We start from the raw sequence: 14,246 nt of genomic DNA on the forward strand, positions 1-14,246 counted from the left end.
GTGTCCCGTGCCAAGGGTCATGCGTGCAGTGCAGCATCGCCGTCGTTGTAGGAGGGCTACAGCAGAATGCCGTCTTCCGGCTGCACCGGCTTCAGCTCGTGCGGCTCACCCAGCATGTCCCGCAGATCGATCTCGATAGCCCGGGTCAGCGTGCTCATCGGCACGTCGTCGTCCAGGTTCTCGAACGGGTTCTGCATGTCGTTACCGATCTGCAGGAGCGCCAGGAAGAGGAACCCTGCAACCGTCGAGCCGAGCGGCGTCCACAGGCCCAGCGTTTCGACGAGGCTCACAGGCAACAGCAGGCAGAAACCATGCGTGAAGATGGCGGGGTACGTGGCGTATTGCTGCGGCAGCGGTGTGTTCTTGATTCGCTCCATGCCGCCCTGGGCATTGGAGATATCCGCCAGGGTGCGCGAGAGCGCTGGCCAAAGCACCGGATCGGGCCTGGCGGCGGCCATCAGCTCGGCTGTCCTGCTGTGGATCGCGTTGGGGACGTTGGCGACCTTTTTCAGGCGCTCGATTTCGTCAGCAGGGAGGCGGGCGGCCAGGTCATCCCATGGCACCTGCCTGCGCAGGTGCAGGCGCATGGCGTGCACGTAGGCAATTTGCCGGTGGACCACCGGGATGGCCTGCGCGCGTTCGGGCAGTAGCGTCAGCGCCTCGCGGGCCAGCGTACGCGACGCATTCACCATGGCTCCCCAAAGGGTGCGCGCTTCCCACCACCGCGCGTAGGCGGTGGTGTTACGGAAGCTCAGGTACACGGCGATGGCCGAGCCAAGCAGGGTGATGGGCAGCGCCGGAAACTCCGCTGTCCAGCGCGGGTGGGCCATGTACCAGAACGCGGTGACCGCCACATCCCACGCGAAAAGCAGGGCCAGCGGCCTGCCGACGTACCGCAGAATGTGGCCGACGTGCGCGCGCCCGGGGAGGATCACCCGCGGTGCTCGCGCTTGATCGCTTCAGCCAGGGGAATGAACTCGTCGTGGGCCTGGTCCAGCACGGAGACCGTGCCATCGCCAATGTCGTACACCCAGCCCTGCAGGGTGATGGCCTTGTTGGCCATGGCCGCGGTGACCGCCGGATGCGTGCGCAGGTGCGCCAGCTGCAGGCGGACGTTTTCCTGGGTCACGGCCTTGAGCAGCTCGGGACCTTCGACCTTGCGTGCGAACACCGCGCTCTTGGCCGCTGCCGCGTTGCGCAGCCAGGCCTCGACGGTCGGCAGGGTCTTGGTGGATTCCGGATTGAGCAGGCCTTTCATGGCACCGCAATCGCTATGGCCGCAGATCACCACGTGGCGCACGTGCAGTACGGCGACCGCGAATTCGACCACGGCGGAAACGCCACCGAGCATCTCGCCGTAACCCGGCACGATATTGCCGATGTTGCGGCAGACGAACAGGTCGCCCGGCTGGGTCTGGGTGATCATTTCAGGCACCACGCGCGAATCCGCGCAGGTGATGAAAAGGGTATGCGGGCTCTGGCCTTCGGCCAGTTCGCTAAACAGCTCCTGGGTCTCGGGGAAGACGTTGGCGCTGAAGTCTTCGACGCCCTTGAGCAAGCCAAGCAGGCTGTCGTCGCGTGGGATTTCCTGGGTCATGTGCTCACCTTGGAAGTGTGCCGCCAGAGGGGCCGGGCGGGCTTAGGTGATGCAGTTTATGCCAAACCGGTGTGATGGAAATGCGCGGCGGTATGGACCCGTCGGGTTTTGCGATCAATGGCCCGCATTTGTAGGAGCCCACCCTGTGGGCGACAGCCTTTCGCGATGTGGCCACGAGCATTGGCCGTCGGTGCGAAAGATGTCGCCCACAGGGTGGGCTCCTACAGGGGGCGCGAGAGCCCGGAGGTGGTTCAGGCCTCCACGTCTTCCTTATAGGCATCGACCGGGATGCACGCGCACATCACGTTCTTGTCGCCGAACACGTTGTCCACGCGGGAGACCGGCGGCCAGTACTTGCTCAGCTTCAGCGACGGCAGCGGGAAGGCCGCGAGCTCACGCGGGTAGGCGTGCGTCCACTCGCTGCCCGTCACCATGGTCGCAGTGTGTGGGGCGTTGCGCAGCGGGTTGTCCTCGCGGTCCAGGCGGCCATCTTCCACGGCGCGGATTTCGTCGCGGATCTGGATCATGGCGTCGATGAAACGATCCAGCTCATGCTGCGATTCGCTTTCGGTCGGCTCGACCATGAGCGTGCCGGCCACCGGGAACGACAGCGTCGGGGCGTGAAAGCCGAAGTCGATGAGGCGCTTGGCCACGTCTTCCGCACCGATGCCCGTGGCGTCCTTCAGTGGGCGCAGGTCGAGGATGCACTCGTGGGCCACCAGGCCGTTACGGCCGGTGTACAGCGTCTTGAAGTGCGGGGCGAGGCGCTTGGCGATGTAGTTGGCGTTGAGCAGGGCGACCTGGGTGGCCTTGCGCAGGCCTTCCGTGCCCATCAGCGTGATGTACATCCACGAGATCGGCAGGATCGAGGCCGAACCGAAGGTCGCGGCGCTGACCATGCCTACCTCACCCTCGCCACCGAACGCGCGCGGCAGGAACGGGGCCAGGTGCGGCTTGACCGCGCACGGGCCGACGCCCGGGCCACCACCGCCGTGCGGAATGCAGAAGGTCTTGTGCAGGTTAAGGTGCGAGACGTCCGAACCCCACTTGCCGGGCTTGGCCACGCCGACGAGAGCGTTCATGTTGGCGCCATCGGTGTACACCTGGCCACCGTGCTTGTGCACGATATCGCAGATGGCAACCACGTCTTCCTCGAACACGCCGTGCGTGGAGGGGTAGGTGATCATGATGGCGGCCAGGCGGTCCGAGTACTTCTCGGCCATCTCGCGGATGTGTTCCACATCGACGTTGCCGTTCGCATCACAACGGGTGACCACCACCTGCATGCCGCACATCTGCGCAGACGCGGGGTTGGTGCCGTGCGCCGATTCCGGGATAAGGCAGATATCGCGGTGGCCCTCGTTGCGCGAACGGTGGTAGGCACGGATGGCGAGCAGGCCGGCGTACTCACCCTGGGCGCCGGAGTTCGGCTGAAGGCTGACGGAGTCGTAGCCGGTGCATTCCACCAGCATGGCTTCCAGCTCGTCGATGAGCTGCTTGTAGCCCTTGGCCTGGTCGGCCGGGGCCAGCGGGTGGATGTTGGCGAACTCCGGCCACGTCACCGGGATCATCTCGGCAGTGGCATTGAGCTTCATGGTGCACGAGCCCAGCGGGATCATCGTGCGGTCCAGCGCCAGGTCCTTGTCGGCCAGGCCACGCAGGTAACGCAGTAGTTCGTGCTCGCTGTGGTGTGTATTGAACACCGGGTGCTGCAGGAATTCCGTGTTGCGGAGGAGAGCCTTCGGCAGGGCGTCGTGCACTTCGGCGTCGATCGCATCGATGTCGATGGTGGCGCCGAACACGCTGGCAAGCGCCGAAAGATCCGCGCGGGTGGTGGTTTCATCGAGGCTGATGCCGACGCTGGCGGCATCGATCGCACGCAGGTTGATGCTGGCAGCGGCCGCCTGGGCGTGGAGTGCCTTGGCATCGACACCGGTAATGTGCAGCGTATCGAAGAAATCGTTGCCGACAGCCACGCCGGCACGACGCAGCGCGACGGTGAGGATGGTCGCCATGCGATGCACGCGGCGCGCAATGCGCACCAGGCCTTCCGGGCCGTGGTACACGGCGTACATGCTGGCCATGACGGCGAGCAGCACCTGCGCGGTACAGATGTTCGAGGTGGCCTTCTCGCGGCGGATATGCTGCTCGCGGGTTTGCAGGGTGAGGCGGTAGGCCGGCTTGCCTTCGGTATCCACCGACACGCCGATCAGGCGACCGGGCATGGAGCGCTTGTAAGCGTCACGGCAGGCAAGGTACGCGGCATGCGGGCCGCCAAAGCCGAACGGCACGCCAAAGCGCTGCGTGTTGCCCACGACAATATCCGCGCCCCAACTACCCGGCGAGGCGATAACGGTGAGGGCGAGCAGATCGGTGGCCACGCAGACGATGCCGCCACGGGCGTGCGTCGCATCGGCGAGGGCCTTGTAATCGTTGATGCGGCCAAAGGTATTCGGGTACTGCAGCAGCACGCCGAAGCTATCGACATTGCCGGCTTCCGCATCCGGGCCGACGTGCACTTCGATGTCGACGCCGTCGGCGCGGGTGCGCAGCACTTCGATGGTCTGCGGGTGCACGTCTTCCGAAACGAAGAACACCTTTGACTTCGACTTGGCCGAGCGCTTGGCCAGCGTCATCGCTTCGGCGGCCGCGGTGGCCTCATCGAGCAGCGATGCGTTGGAGATATCCATGCCGGTCAGGTCGGTGACCATGGTCTGGAAGTTGATCAGCGCTTCCATGCGGCCCTGCGAGATCTCGGCCTGGTACGGCGTATACGCCGTGTACCACGCCGGGTTCTCGAGCACGTTGCGCAGGATGACGTTCGGGGTGAGCGTGCCGTAGTAGCCCTGGCCGATAAAGCTGCGGAACACCTGGTTCTTGTCGGCTACCGCGCGGATCTTGGCCAGCGCTTCTTCCTCGGTCACGGCCTTGGGCAGCGCAAGCGGGGCGGGGGACTTGATCGAACCGGGGACGATGGCATCGGTCAGTGCATCGAGCGAGCCGTGGCCGACCACGGTCAGCATCTCGGCGATCTCGGCGTCATTCGGGCCGATATGGCGTTCAATGAACGCGCCGTGGTTCTCGAGGTCGCGCAGCGAGGGGGAGTGGGTCTGGCTCATGGCGTAGGGGCGTCCGTAAATACGTGCCGTGCCGGCACGTGGGGCGCCCCTCTGTCCTTTTGCCTGAGAGTTTGGGGGCGGTAACCCCTTGCACCTTCGGCGCCGGATCTAACCGGTCTCTCCAGAGTGTTTTTCCGCGCGGTGGTATGGAAGCCTGAGCGATTACGGGCGTTGCGCCTTCGGCAGCGGGTCCATCCGCTTCTCCCACCGTACGGTAAGGCGGGCATTATACAGCCTTCACGCGCGCGTTAACCCCCTCGCGGCCCACCCGATCGGATACCTGCAAAAGGCGCTTCGCCCCTTGTAGGAGCGCGCTTGCGCGCGATCAGGCGCCCGGCGGATCCGTTGCGCCCCAAGCCTCGCGCCGACCCACGGCACCACAAGGGTGCGCGCGGGCCGCCATAACCACCCTCACCAGGGCGCCGGACCTTCCCGCCCCGTAAACGACCCACTCGGCGCCGCATCGGCCTGCGTCGCCAGCCGGACAATTTCCTCGGCCCCTTCCTCGACCGTCTGCGGGCCGCTGTTCCCGTTCAGATCGGTGGCCGTATACCCCGGGCACACGACGTGGACCTTGATGCCGGTGTCCTTCAGCTCATCGGCCAGGATCACGCTGGACATGTTCAATGCCGCCTTGGAGGCGTTGTAGCCGATCATCTTCACCCCGGCGTACTCCCAGCTGGGATCGGCGTTATAGGTGAGGGAGCCCAGGCGGCTGGAGACGTTGAGGATGCGGCCTTCGCCGGATTTCTTCACCAGCGGCAACAGGGCCTGGGTCGCTGCGATGGTACCGAAGTAGTTGGTATCGAAGGTGCGGCGCACGGCATCCAGGTTGGCCGTACTGACGTTGCCGTCACCTTCCAGGGCGACGCCTGCATTGTTGATGAGGACATCGATGTGGCCTTCGTTGGCCCCGATCTCCGCGGCGGCCTTCGCGAGGGAGGCTGTGTCGCCCAGGTCGAGCTGGACGAATCGCACGTCCAGGCCCTCGCCACGCAGGGTATCGGCCGCTGCCTGCCCGCGGCCGGCGTCGCGTGCGCCGAGGAGAACGCGGTGCCCGGCCTTGCCCAACTGGCGGGCGACTTCAAAGCCGATGCCCTTGTTGGCACCGGTGATAAGGGTGATGCGTTTGGCGTCGCTCATGCTCAGGTTCCTTGTTGAATACGTGATGGGTAGCCCCATCCCTTGAACTGGGAACCCTTGCCACGGATTTACATTCGCATATGCCCGTAGCCCCTTCCGATGCCCTGAAGCCCCGTAAAACCCCACGACAGGCACGATCAGCGGCCACCGTGGAGGCGATTTTCGAGGCAACGATTCAGGTTTTGCTTTCAGACGGCTATGCCGGCTTGACGACGACGCGGGTGGCTGCACGGGCAGGGGTCTCCGTAGGCACGATGTATCAGTACTTTCCGCACAAGCAGGCGCTGCTGTATGCGGTACTTGAGGACTACCTTGAGGATGTGGTGCTGGCGATGGACGACGCATCCCGGCGGTTCCACGGCGCGAAGCTGGCCGACATGGCCGATGGCCTCAGCCGTGCGTACATCGAGGCCAAGATGCGGCGGATGCCCGGTTCGCGGGCGCTTTACGTGGTGGCGGCCGAGCTTGAAACCTCCCGCCTTATCGATGACATCGTCGAGCGCTGCGAAGCCATCATCGCTGGGCTGCTGGCCAGTGCGCACGATGCTGTTTTCGTGGATGTCGGCACAACGACGGTTGCGCTGCGTACCATGCTGACGGGAACCGTTCGTGCCGTCCTTGAGACCGATGCCTCGCCCGAGGCTATTGCCATGCTCCGCGCCGAGCTACCTGTGATGTGCCGGGCGTACCTGTTGGCAACGGCGCGCGCGGTTTGACCTTCGTGGGCGCACGTGGCCCCTAAGCGGCGTCGATGAATCCCGCTAGCCAAGATGTTGGCCGTGGTCAGGCCAGGGGTGGTGAATCTTTTCGTAGGCATACATGGCGAGAAGGATCCGGCTGAGCGCCGCATTTTCGGGGTGGAGATCGTTCGCTGCACCCCGACTGATAAGGCCGTCGATCAGATCCAGTGCAATGTCGTAGTCCGCTTCGTTGAAGATAGGTGGTACGACAACGGGGTGGGGATCGTGCCAGGCCGCAAGTGCAACTTCTTTTACCGCGTGAGGTTTCATCCAGCGTCTCCTGTCGTATTCCGCGTGGGTAAGAATGGATTGGACGTGGCAGGTCTGTGTCGCATGTATGAGGCCTGCGATGAGGCGGTAGCGGTTGCCGCGGATATCGAAAATGATCCGCTCACCAACGATATCGGCACTGCCGAACGTATTCCGAAGTTCGGCGAAGTTTCGAAATTCATGGGCCTCGATGAGGCGAGCCCAGGCATCCAGTGCGCGGCGGGCATCAGGGTGCCGTTGCACGAATTGCCTGATGATTCGAGATCCCGTGAGCAACATCTCCGATTCCCATGAGTTCGGGATGCGTGATTTTCCGGGATGCCGATCAGGCGTGCCTTCGGTGAATGCCGCGTCGGTCCGTAGGCGTGGGCTGAAGCTTTGTAAGCGTCGTTAAAGGCGCGCCGACGCAAGGCGAATGCCAAGGCCGATGAACAGTGTTCCTACCGCGCGATTGATCCATCGCCCCAGCGCGGGCCGATGTTGTAGTGCCCGGATCAGGCAGGCGGCGAGAAAGACGTAGGACAGACTCATCGCGAGGCCTATTCCGCTGGCGATCATCCCGAGCAGAAAGAGATGTCGGACGGATTGTGGGTCAGTCGTGCTGATGAATTGTGGCAGCAGTGCGAGATAAAACAGGGCGACCTTGGGATTGAGCACATCATTGAGAAAGCCCTGCCATACGTGCTGGGCAGCGCTTGCCGCGGGACGGCCGGTGGAGATAGCTAACCCGCTCTTCGACCGCCATGCCTGCCAGCCGAGATAGAGCAGGTAGGTAGCCCCGGCGTACTTCACGGCCGCGAATGCCGTGGCCGAAGTGACGATGAGGGCCGAAAGGCCCGTGATGGCAGTGCAGAGGTGCACGTACGAGCCAAGGTTGATACCCACCGCGGCCCAAATGCCCGCGCGACGGCCGTAAGCGATGGTTCGGCCAAACAAGAACAGCATGTCAGGCCCAGGTACGAGGAAAAGCACCACGCTGGCGCCGGCAAACAGGAGGCAGGTGTGCAGGTCCATGTGTCTGGGCTGCGACTCAGAGTGTGGGGAGGACGGCTCGTACGTGGGTATCGAACAGATGGACCAGTCGCGATGGATTCCGTCGTGCTGTCTGCACTGAAATCCCGACCGAAGTAAGCATCGGCAGGCCACTCGCGGGCGGAAGCACCTGCAGATCCGGCGGCACGCCTGTCAATGTCATGACCGTGATTGCCTGTCCTGAGCGAACCACGGCGGTTAGCCCCGCGACGCTTCCGCTCGCGTACGCGATTCGGAATCGGCGTCCGGCCTTCTCAAGCGTTGATGTCGCCGCAATATGGTCGAGGGCATCGGGATCGGACAGCGCCAGCTGCAACGGATCGCGTAGCCATGCTTCGCTGCCCCTGGCCGCTACCCATACGAACGGCTCGCATCGCAGGAACTGGTCGCGTTCGGGGCTATCGGGCAAGGACACGATGGCGATATCCAGCGCCTGTTCCTTCAGCTGTTCCAATAGCCGCGGTGTGGATGCGCAAACCACTTCGATGAAGACCTGTGGGTGCTGTCGCGCAAACGTCTCCAGCAACTCAGGCAGAAAGATGCGCGCGTAGTCATCGGGGCACCCAAAGCGAATTTGCCCCGAAAGACTGGCGCCGCTCAGTTCGGCGACTGCTTCATCGTGCGCACGGAGAATCTTGTGTGCGTGCGCGAGCAAGCGTTCGCCATGCACGGTAAGGGCAATGCCTCGGCCGGTGCGGTTCATCAACGGCTGGCCGATCGCCTCTTCCAGTTTCTTGATCTGCTGGCTGAGCGCCGCTTGCGTACGCCCGACCTGGTCAGCCGCACGAGACATGGCCGCCGCATCGGCAATGGCGACGAAGTTGCGGAGCAGGGCGATGTCCAGGCGGAGCGTCATGACGGCATGCTACGACAAGCGCCGCAGCATGCAATGCCTGCATGATGATGTTAGAGAAGCTTATGGCACGCATTAGAACTATTTGCTGCCAGTGGCCAACAAGCCGTGATTAAGATCGTTGCGACTCGGGGGATACTCATGATGAAAGGACAGACCATGCCAAATTCGGCAAAGCGCAGCCTGCTCGCAGCTTCCCTTGGCCTGGCCATGCTGGCCGCCATACCGCTGGCCCATGCGCAAGACACGTCGCTATACAGCAAGAACGATATCCCGGAGAAATTCGAGGACGTCATTCCGGGTGGGCAGGATTTCACACGTCGTGAAGCCATGATTCCCATGCGTGACGGGACGAAGCTGTATACGGTCATCATGATTCCGAAGGGCGCACACGATGCGCCCATTGTTCTTACCCGCACCCCCTACAACGCCGCCGAGCGCGCCGGGAATCCTAAGGCCACCACGCTGGCCACGGCGTTGCCGCCACCCGATGCCGCGTTTGTCGAGGCGAAATACATCCGCGTCTACCAGGATGTCCGCGGGAAATACGGCTCGGACGGCAAATACGTCATGATGTACCCGCCTCGCGGGCCGTTGAACCCTACCAAGACCGACGAGACGACCGATGGCTGGGACACGATCGACTGGCTCGTGAAGCACGTGCCCGAGTCGAACGGTCGCGTGGGCATGATCGGATCGTCGTATGAGGGTCTTACGGTCGTGATGGCGTTGCTCGATCCCCATCCCGCCCTGAAGGCCGCGGTGCCCGAGAGCCCGATGGTCGATACCTACATGGGCGACGACTGGTTTCACTACGGCGCCTTCCGCCAGATGATGCTTGGCTACGTGCACATGCAGACGGTGCAGAAGGGCGAGGGCGCGGTCACGCCGACGGATATCTACGACAAGTACGAGGAATACTTGAGCGCGGGCTCCGCCGGCGATTACATCCGCAGCCGTGGGCTGGACAAGCTCCCGTTCATCGCCCGGGAAATGGCCCACCCGGCCTATGATGCGTTCTGGCAGGAGCAGGATCTGGCCCGGCGCCTGGCTGCAAAACCTTCAAGTGTGCCGACCATCTGGGAGCAGGGCCTGTTCGATCAAGAAGACATGTGGGGCGCGAACCACGCCTGGCTTGCACTGAAAGCAGCAGGCCATTCGGCAAACAACTGGTTGGTCATGGGGCCGTGGTCGCACAGCCAGGTCAACGGCAAGGGTTACGCGGTCGGCGCGTTCAAGTGGGAGGGCGATACCGCCCGCCAGTACAACCGGCAGATGGTCATGCCGTTCTTCGAGCAGTACCTGCGTGACGGCAAGCCGGCCAAGCTGGCAAAGGTGAACATCTACAACACGGGCGACGACCACTGGGAGGCGTTCAACGATTGGCCGACGGCGTGTGCGCAGGGCTGTGGTGTCGGGCTGAAGCCACTTTACCTGGCTACAGGGGCAAGCCTGTCCTTTACAAAGCCTGCGGATGGGCAGGGCGCCGACACGTACGTCAGCGATCCGGCAAAGCCCGTTCCTTTCCTGCCACGCCCCGTACTCGACCCCTTCTTCGGCTACGGCTCGACCTATGCCGGGTATCTCCCATGGAGCACATGGCTGGTGCACGACCAGCGCTTTGTCGATGGCCGCAGCGATGTGCTGACCTATCAGACGCCCGTACTTACCGAGCCGGTACGTGTGCAGGGCATCCCCGTGGCCGACCTTAAGGCCATGACCACAGGCACGGATGGGGATTTCGTCATCAAGCTCATCGATGTTTACCCCTCATCGGTGCCGAGCGATCCAGCCATGGGCGGCTACCAGATGGCGATTGCCATGGACATCTTTCGCGGCCGCTACCGCGAGAGCTTCGAGCACCCGAGTGCGATCCCAGCCAACACCCCGCAGACCTACAAGTTCGACCTGCCCAACGTGAACCACGTCTTCCAGCCCGGGCACCGGATCATGGTGCAGGTGCAATCCACGCTGTTCCCGCTGTACGACCGTAACCCGCAGACCTTCGTACCCAATATCTTCAATGCGAAGGCCACCGATTATCGGGCCGCAACCATCTCGGTGCTGCGGTCGGATAGTCAGCCGAGCGCGGTGTGGTTGCCGGTAATCAGTAACTGAACCCTTGGTATCGGGGCTTCCCGTTTCGACGGGAGGCCCATGGCATTGGGCGCGGTCTCGTGCCATGGTTCGCCCCAGTCCACAGGGGATCAGGGAATGAAACGTTGGATTATCCTCGCCGCTGCGCTCGCGGTCGGTATGGCTGGCTGCTCGAAAAAGACCACCGCCGGCCTTCCTGCCCCGATGCCGGGCCAGAAGTCGACGGCCGAGGCGATGCTCGCTTACTCGCACAGCATGAGCGTCGACCTCCCCATCGCCGACATTCCGACGCGCATTGATGCCATCCGAAAGGCCTGCACCAGCAGTTCCCATGGCGCGTGCAATCTGCTCAACGTGGATCAGTCGAGCACGGGTGGTTCGATCACCGTGCGCATTGTGCCGGAAGGTGTTCAACCGCTGGCGGAGATGGCAGGGGCGGGCGGCAAGGTGGCGTCGCGCATGACGACGGCCGAGGACATTAGTGATGCCGTTCATGAAACACAGCGTGACCGTGACCAACTTGACGCCTATGCGAAGCGGCTGGACGACATAGTGGCGCGCAAGGATCTCTCGGTCACGGACCTTATCGCCGTCAGCAAAGAACAGGCCGCCGTGGCCGAGAAGCGCCGCGTTCTCGACAATGCCGCCACCGACCAGCACCACAGGCTGGACACCAACCTGCTGCGAATCTCATTTAACGATCCACATGCGCGCGCTAGTCGCCGGGAGTTTGGCGATATCGGGCCCGCGATGGTCGACAGCGCGCTCGACGGCACGGCCGATGCACTGGCTGCGCTAGCCGAAGGCTTGCCCTACCTCATCCTCGCTTTCCCACTGGCATGGCTCTGGTGGTTAGCCTGGCGGAAGGTCACTCGCCGCTGGCGGAAGTGACTAGACTCATCCAGACTTCAGGCTAATCCCGATGCGGGAGGTTCCCATGGCGTTTCGCGTAGTGATCATTGGCGGCACAGGGCAGGTTGGCGCTGCGGTCGTGCGCGCCCTGGTAACGAATGCCGCTTGCGTTGAAGTCGTATTGATTAATCGACGGCAAGCCATGGCGTTCGCTGATCCCCGTGTCCGCGAGGTCGTCCTGGATACGGGTTCCTCTGACTTCGAGGCGGAGATCGGGCGAATTGCTCGAGAGCTGGTTGCGCAGGGGGAGCCCGTCTATGGAGCTTCATGTGTTGGCGTTGGCGCTGGCAGCATGAAATGGTCAGAAGATGAGCTCAAGGCCCTTGAAGTGGGCGTGGTGGGTGCTTTCGCACGTGGGTGTCACGCGGGCGGAATAGAGCGCTTCGCGTTGCTCTCGGCCGTGGGGAGCACGGCCAAGAGTCGCTTTCGGTATGTGCGGGTGATGGGGTTGAAGGAGGCCACCGTCGAGGCCGTCGGCTTCAAGCGGCTGGCCATCTTCCAGCCGGGGATCATTGCGGGTAATGCCCATACGCCGGGCTATGTTGCGTGGCTCGGTCGCCTGGTGCCCGGGCGGTTTGGCGTGATCGAGCAGGACGATATTGGCCGCGCCTTTGTCGCAGAGTTTGCGAGTAGCGATGCTAGTCACGGCGTCGTCTATCTGGAAAATGGGGATATGCGCCGAAGTTCGCGAAAATGAACCCTTGGGCCGACTAAGGGTAATGAACTTTCTCGTACGCATGGATCGCATCGAAGAGGCTCATGAAAAGGTCATTATGCGGATGTTGATGGTTGATCGCGCCATCATTAACAAGTTTGTCGATCGCTAAAACTGCCACGTCATAGTCGTCGGGTGTGTTGAGCTCAAAAGCTGCGCGTGGATGGTGGGGTGTTGTCCAGAAAAAGCCGCCGTCTTCCTTCACTGTCTTTGCTTTCATCCACTTTCCTCTGTCGTATTGGTCATGCGTCAGAAAATCTTTGACGAAACAGACCTGACGGATGAGATCCATGTATGTGATAAGGCGATATCGGTTACCGCGGATATCGAAAATCATGCGATCTCCAACGAGATCGACGCTGCCAAATGCGGAGCGGAGATCGGCGAAGCTTAGGTAGTCTCGTGATTCCACCTGCCGTCTCCAGTGCTGGAGCGAATTGTCCGCATCGGGATAGCTTTGTCCGAATTGTCTGAGTACGCGGTTACAGATGACCCGCATCATGCATTCCGTAAATCGTTAGATACGGAATGGTCCCTTCGATGCGCTTAGCTTTGAAGCGGTCCATGCCGCGTATCCGAGTAGGCGCGCGCTGATACCTCGTAGGTGATCCGCGGACGGTACTCTACGTTTCGCTTGTGGCTTGCCAGAACGTCAACTGATATGCGTTGAGATCGCTCTGGTCCTCAGGGATTAAGAGGCTGACGATGCATGGCCGATCAGGGAATTGCCACGCGAGCTTCGCTTCGTATATTTCCTTGAGTTTTGTGCCAAGGGCAAGCAGTTTGTCCGCAGATGCGTCTGGGCAGCCGAGGTGCTGGATGTCGGTCAGATGCAGATGGTTCAGCACGGTTTCCACGGATTGCCGCGTACTGCCTTGGCGGAGCTGAAAGCCCCGCAACGAATCGAGGGTGGTTCGAGCTCGAACGATATGGTCATCAAGCAGGTCGAAATCAGGCCAGAAGACTGTCAGGTAACCTACTGCGAGCGAGAAGCGCCCTTCACATCCAATCCAGGCTGCGAGATCAATGCCTTCGCCCCCGTTCCAGGCCTGAAGTTCGGCGGCCATGCTGCTTGGAATATCCATGCGCTTGCTCCTTGAGGTTGTCGTGTCGCCCGTCCGGGTGGCATTAGGGCATGCTCGAGGCTCACCCGCAAAGCGCATCGCGCGCAAGCGCGCTCCTACCGGGGCTTTGCCAGCCAGGGCTGCATGAACGCGTCGAGAGTGGTGCGGGGTGGCACGGTCAGGCCGGCGGCGTGGACGAAGGCCTGGGAGGCTTTCAGGAATGCCTGTTTCGCGCGCGCTGAATCGATGCGTGCGGTGGCCTGGCGTTGCCGGAGTTGCACGATGTGCGCTGAGGGCTGGCCGGGTTTGGAGAACTTGGCGTAGCGGCGGAGTTCATCGGCGGCCGTCGTGGTGTCGCGTGCGGCGCGGTCCATCGCGGCACGTGCTTCGACGGCCTGGGCGAGCAGGGCGGCGGCTTCCAACGAAAGGTCGGCGGAGGAGGGACTCGGATCGCTGGTCATATCGCTATCGAACCCCGGAAAAAACAAAGCCCCGCATCGCTGCGAGGCTTTGTCTTATAATTGGTGCCCAAGAGAGGACTCGAACCTCCACGGTTTTACCCGCTAGTACCTGAAACTAGTGCGTCTACCAATTCCGCCACCTGGGCAGGTGTCCCGGTAGCAGCAGTTGCTGCCCCGTGAGCCGCGTAGATTAGGCAGGTCGAGTACACTTGTCAACGATTTTTCAAAACGGAAGTTCGAATA

14 protein-coding genes, 1 tRNA gene and 1 riboswitch are annotated in these 14,246 nt (G+C 62.5%); of the genes, 4 read left to right on the plus strand and 11 right to left on the minus strand.

The features are described from left to right. Window positions 1–56: 56 nt before the first annotated feature. The 4 genes from L2Y97_RS08140 to L2Y97_RS08155 all read right to left on the minus strand — a co-directional run bounded on the left by L2Y97_RS08140 (window position 57) and on the right by L2Y97_RS08155 (window position 5,859). Window positions 57–935, minus strand: a complete 879-nt coding sequence (locus tag L2Y97_RS08140; RefSeq protein ID WP_247435229.1) for a bestrophin family protein — start codon at window positions 933–935, stop codon at window positions 57–59. Next, window positions 932–1,597, minus strand: a complete 666-nt coding sequence (locus L2Y97_RS08145) for a carbonic anhydrase (RefSeq protein WP_247435231.1) — start codon at window positions 1,595–1,597, stop codon at window positions 932–934. Before L2Y97_RS08145 ends, L2Y97_RS08140 begins: the two co-directional genes overlap by 4 nt. 251 nt (window positions 1,598–1,848) lie before the next feature. Further along, on the minus strand, window positions 1,849–4,716 hold the full coding sequence (gene gcvP, locus L2Y97_RS08150) for an aminomethyl-transferring glycine dehydrogenase (protein WP_247435234.1): 2,868 nt from the start codon (window positions 4,714–4,716) through the stop codon (window positions 1,849–1,851). A gap of 41 nt (window positions 4,717–4,757) precedes the next feature. Further along, window positions 4,758–4,851, minus strand: a riboswitch (glycine riboswitch). Between the two features lie 276 nt (window positions 4,852–5,127). Next, window positions 5,128–5,859: an SDR family oxidoreductase gene (locus L2Y97_RS08155; protein ID WP_247435237.1), complete on the minus strand. Its 732-nt coding sequence runs from the start codon at window positions 5,857–5,859 to the stop codon at window positions 5,128–5,130. A gap of 149 nt (window positions 5,860–6,008) precedes the next feature. Here L2Y97_RS08155 and L2Y97_RS08160 point away from each other — a divergent pair, with 149 nt between their 5' ends. Beyond that, window positions 6,009–6,575 (plus strand): TetR/AcrR family transcriptional regulator, encoded by a 567-nt coding sequence (locus L2Y97_RS08160; protein ID WP_247435240.1) that lies wholly within the window; start codon window positions 6,009–6,011, stop codon window positions 6,573–6,575. A gap of 45 nt (window positions 6,576–6,620) precedes the next feature. Here L2Y97_RS08160 and L2Y97_RS08165 read toward each other — a convergent pair whose 3' ends face one another. The 3 genes from L2Y97_RS08165 to L2Y97_RS08175 all read right to left on the minus strand — a co-directional run bounded on the left by L2Y97_RS08165 (window position 6,621) and on the right by L2Y97_RS08175 (window position 8,757). After that, window positions 6,621–7,148 (minus strand): type II toxin-antitoxin system HigB family toxin, encoded by a 528-nt coding sequence (locus L2Y97_RS08165; protein WP_247435243.1) that lies wholly within the window; start codon window positions 7,146–7,148, stop codon window positions 6,621–6,623. 111 nt (window positions 7,149–7,259) lie between these two features. After that, the gene (locus L2Y97_RS08170) at window positions 7,260–7,883 is read right to left on the minus strand and encodes a LysE family translocator (RefSeq protein ID WP_247435247.1); all 624 of its coding nucleotides are present in this window, start codon (window positions 7,881–7,883) and stop codon (window positions 7,260–7,262) included. Window positions 7,884–7,899: 16 nt separating this feature from the next. After that, the gene (locus L2Y97_RS08175; RefSeq protein ID WP_247435252.1) at window positions 7,900–8,757 is read right to left on the minus strand and encodes a LysR substrate-binding domain-containing protein; all 858 of its coding nucleotides are present in this window, start codon (window positions 8,755–8,757) and stop codon (window positions 7,900–7,902) included. A 156-nt stretch (window positions 8,758–8,913) separates the two neighbouring features. On the opposite strand from L2Y97_RS08175, the gene L2Y97_RS08180 reads away from it, so the two are divergent. The 3 genes from L2Y97_RS08180 to L2Y97_RS08190 are packed head-to-tail and all read left to right on the plus strand — an operon-like array spanning window position 8,914 to window position 12,460. Then, window positions 8,914–10,872: a CocE/NonD family hydrolase gene (locus L2Y97_RS08180; protein WP_247435255.1), complete on the plus strand. Its 1,959-nt coding sequence runs from the start codon at window positions 8,914–8,916 to the stop codon at window positions 10,870–10,872. Between the two features lie 39 nt (window positions 10,873–10,911). Further along, a complete protein-coding gene (locus L2Y97_RS08185; protein WP_247435258.1) occupies window positions 10,912–11,742 on the plus strand; it encodes a DUF4349 domain-containing protein in 831 nt (276 codons plus the stop codon). 46 nt (window positions 11,743–11,788) lie between these two features. Further along, window positions 11,789–12,460 (plus strand): Rossmann-fold NAD(P)-binding domain-containing protein, encoded by a 672-nt coding sequence (locus tag L2Y97_RS08190; protein ID WP_247435260.1) that lies wholly within the window; start codon window positions 11,789–11,791, stop codon window positions 12,458–12,460. 13 nt (window positions 12,461–12,473) lie between these two features. Here the strand turns inward: L2Y97_RS08190 and L2Y97_RS08195 are convergent, their stop codons facing one another. The 4 genes from L2Y97_RS08195 to L2Y97_RS08210 form a co-directional block, all read right to left on the minus strand. Further along, the gene (locus L2Y97_RS08195) at window positions 12,474–12,980 is read right to left on the minus strand and encodes a type II toxin-antitoxin system HigB family toxin (protein WP_247435263.1); all 507 of its coding nucleotides are present in this window, start codon (window positions 12,978–12,980) and stop codon (window positions 12,474–12,476) included. A 121-nt stretch (window positions 12,981–13,101) separates the two neighbouring features. After that, window positions 13,102–13,563 carry a hypothetical protein gene (locus tag L2Y97_RS08200; protein WP_247435266.1) on the minus strand — a complete coding sequence of 154 codons (462 nt, stop codon included), beginning with the start codon at window positions 13,561–13,563 and terminating at the stop codon, window positions 13,102–13,104. Window positions 13,564–13,658: 95 nt separating this feature from the next. Then, window positions 13,659–14,003, minus strand: a complete 345-nt coding sequence (locus L2Y97_RS08205; RefSeq protein WP_247435269.1) for a hypothetical protein — start codon at window positions 14,001–14,003, stop codon at window positions 13,659–13,661. Window positions 14,004–14,064: 61 nt separating this feature from the next. Then, window positions 14,065–14,149 (minus strand) — tRNA-Leu (locus L2Y97_RS08210). Between the last annotated feature and the right edge of the window lie 97 nt (window positions 14,150–14,246).

The sequence above is a fragment of the Luteibacter aegosomatissinici genome (assembly GCF_023078495.1).
GTDB lineage: Bacteria > Pseudomonadota > Gammaproteobacteria > Xanthomonadales > Rhodanobacteraceae > Luteibacter > Luteibacter aegosomatissinici.

Coding starts and splice junctions, on each gene's coding strand:
- L2Y97_RS08180 (WP_247435255.1), top strand. CDS start 8,914: ATGCCAAATTCGGCAAAGCGCAGCCTGCTCGCAGCTTCCCTTGGCCTG.
- L2Y97_RS08205 (WP_247435269.1), bottom strand. CDS start 14,003: ATGACCAGCGATCCGAGTCCCTCCTCCGCCGACCTTTCGTTGGAAGCC.
- L2Y97_RS08165 (WP_247435243.1), bottom strand. CDS start 7,148: ATGTTGCTCACGGGATCTCGAATCATCAGGCAATTCGTGCAACGGCAC.
- L2Y97_RS08145 (WP_247435231.1), bottom strand. CDS start 1,597: ATGACCCAGGAAATCCCACGCGACGACAGCCTGCTTGGCTTGCTCAAG.
- L2Y97_RS08200 (WP_247435266.1), bottom strand. CDS start 13,563: ATGGATATTCCAAGCAGCATGGCCGCCGAACTTCAGGCCTGGAACGGG.
- L2Y97_RS08185 (WP_247435258.1), top strand. CDS start 10,912: ATGGCATTGGGCGCGGTCTCGTGCCATGGTTCGCCCCAGTCCACAGGG.
- L2Y97_RS08170 (WP_247435247.1), bottom strand. CDS start 7,883: ATGGACCTGCACACCTGCCTCCTGTTTGCCGGCGCCAGCGTGGTGCTT.
- gcvP (WP_247435234.1), bottom strand. CDS start 4,716: ATGAGCCAGACCCACTCCCCCTCGCTGCGCGACCTCGAGAACCACGGC.
- L2Y97_RS08175 (WP_247435252.1), bottom strand. CDS start 8,757: ATGACGCTCCGCCTGGACATCGCCCTGCTCCGCAACTTCGTCGCCATT.
- L2Y97_RS08155 (WP_247435237.1), bottom strand. CDS start 5,859: ATGAGCGACGCCAAACGCATCACCCTTATCACCGGTGCCAACAAGGGC.
- L2Y97_RS08190 (WP_247435260.1), top strand. CDS start 11,789: ATGGCGTTTCGCGTAGTGATCATTGGCGGCACAGGGCAGGTTGGCGCT.
- L2Y97_RS08195 (WP_247435263.1), bottom strand. CDS start 12,980: ATGATGCGGGTCATCTGTAACCGCGTACTCAGACAATTCGGACAAAGC.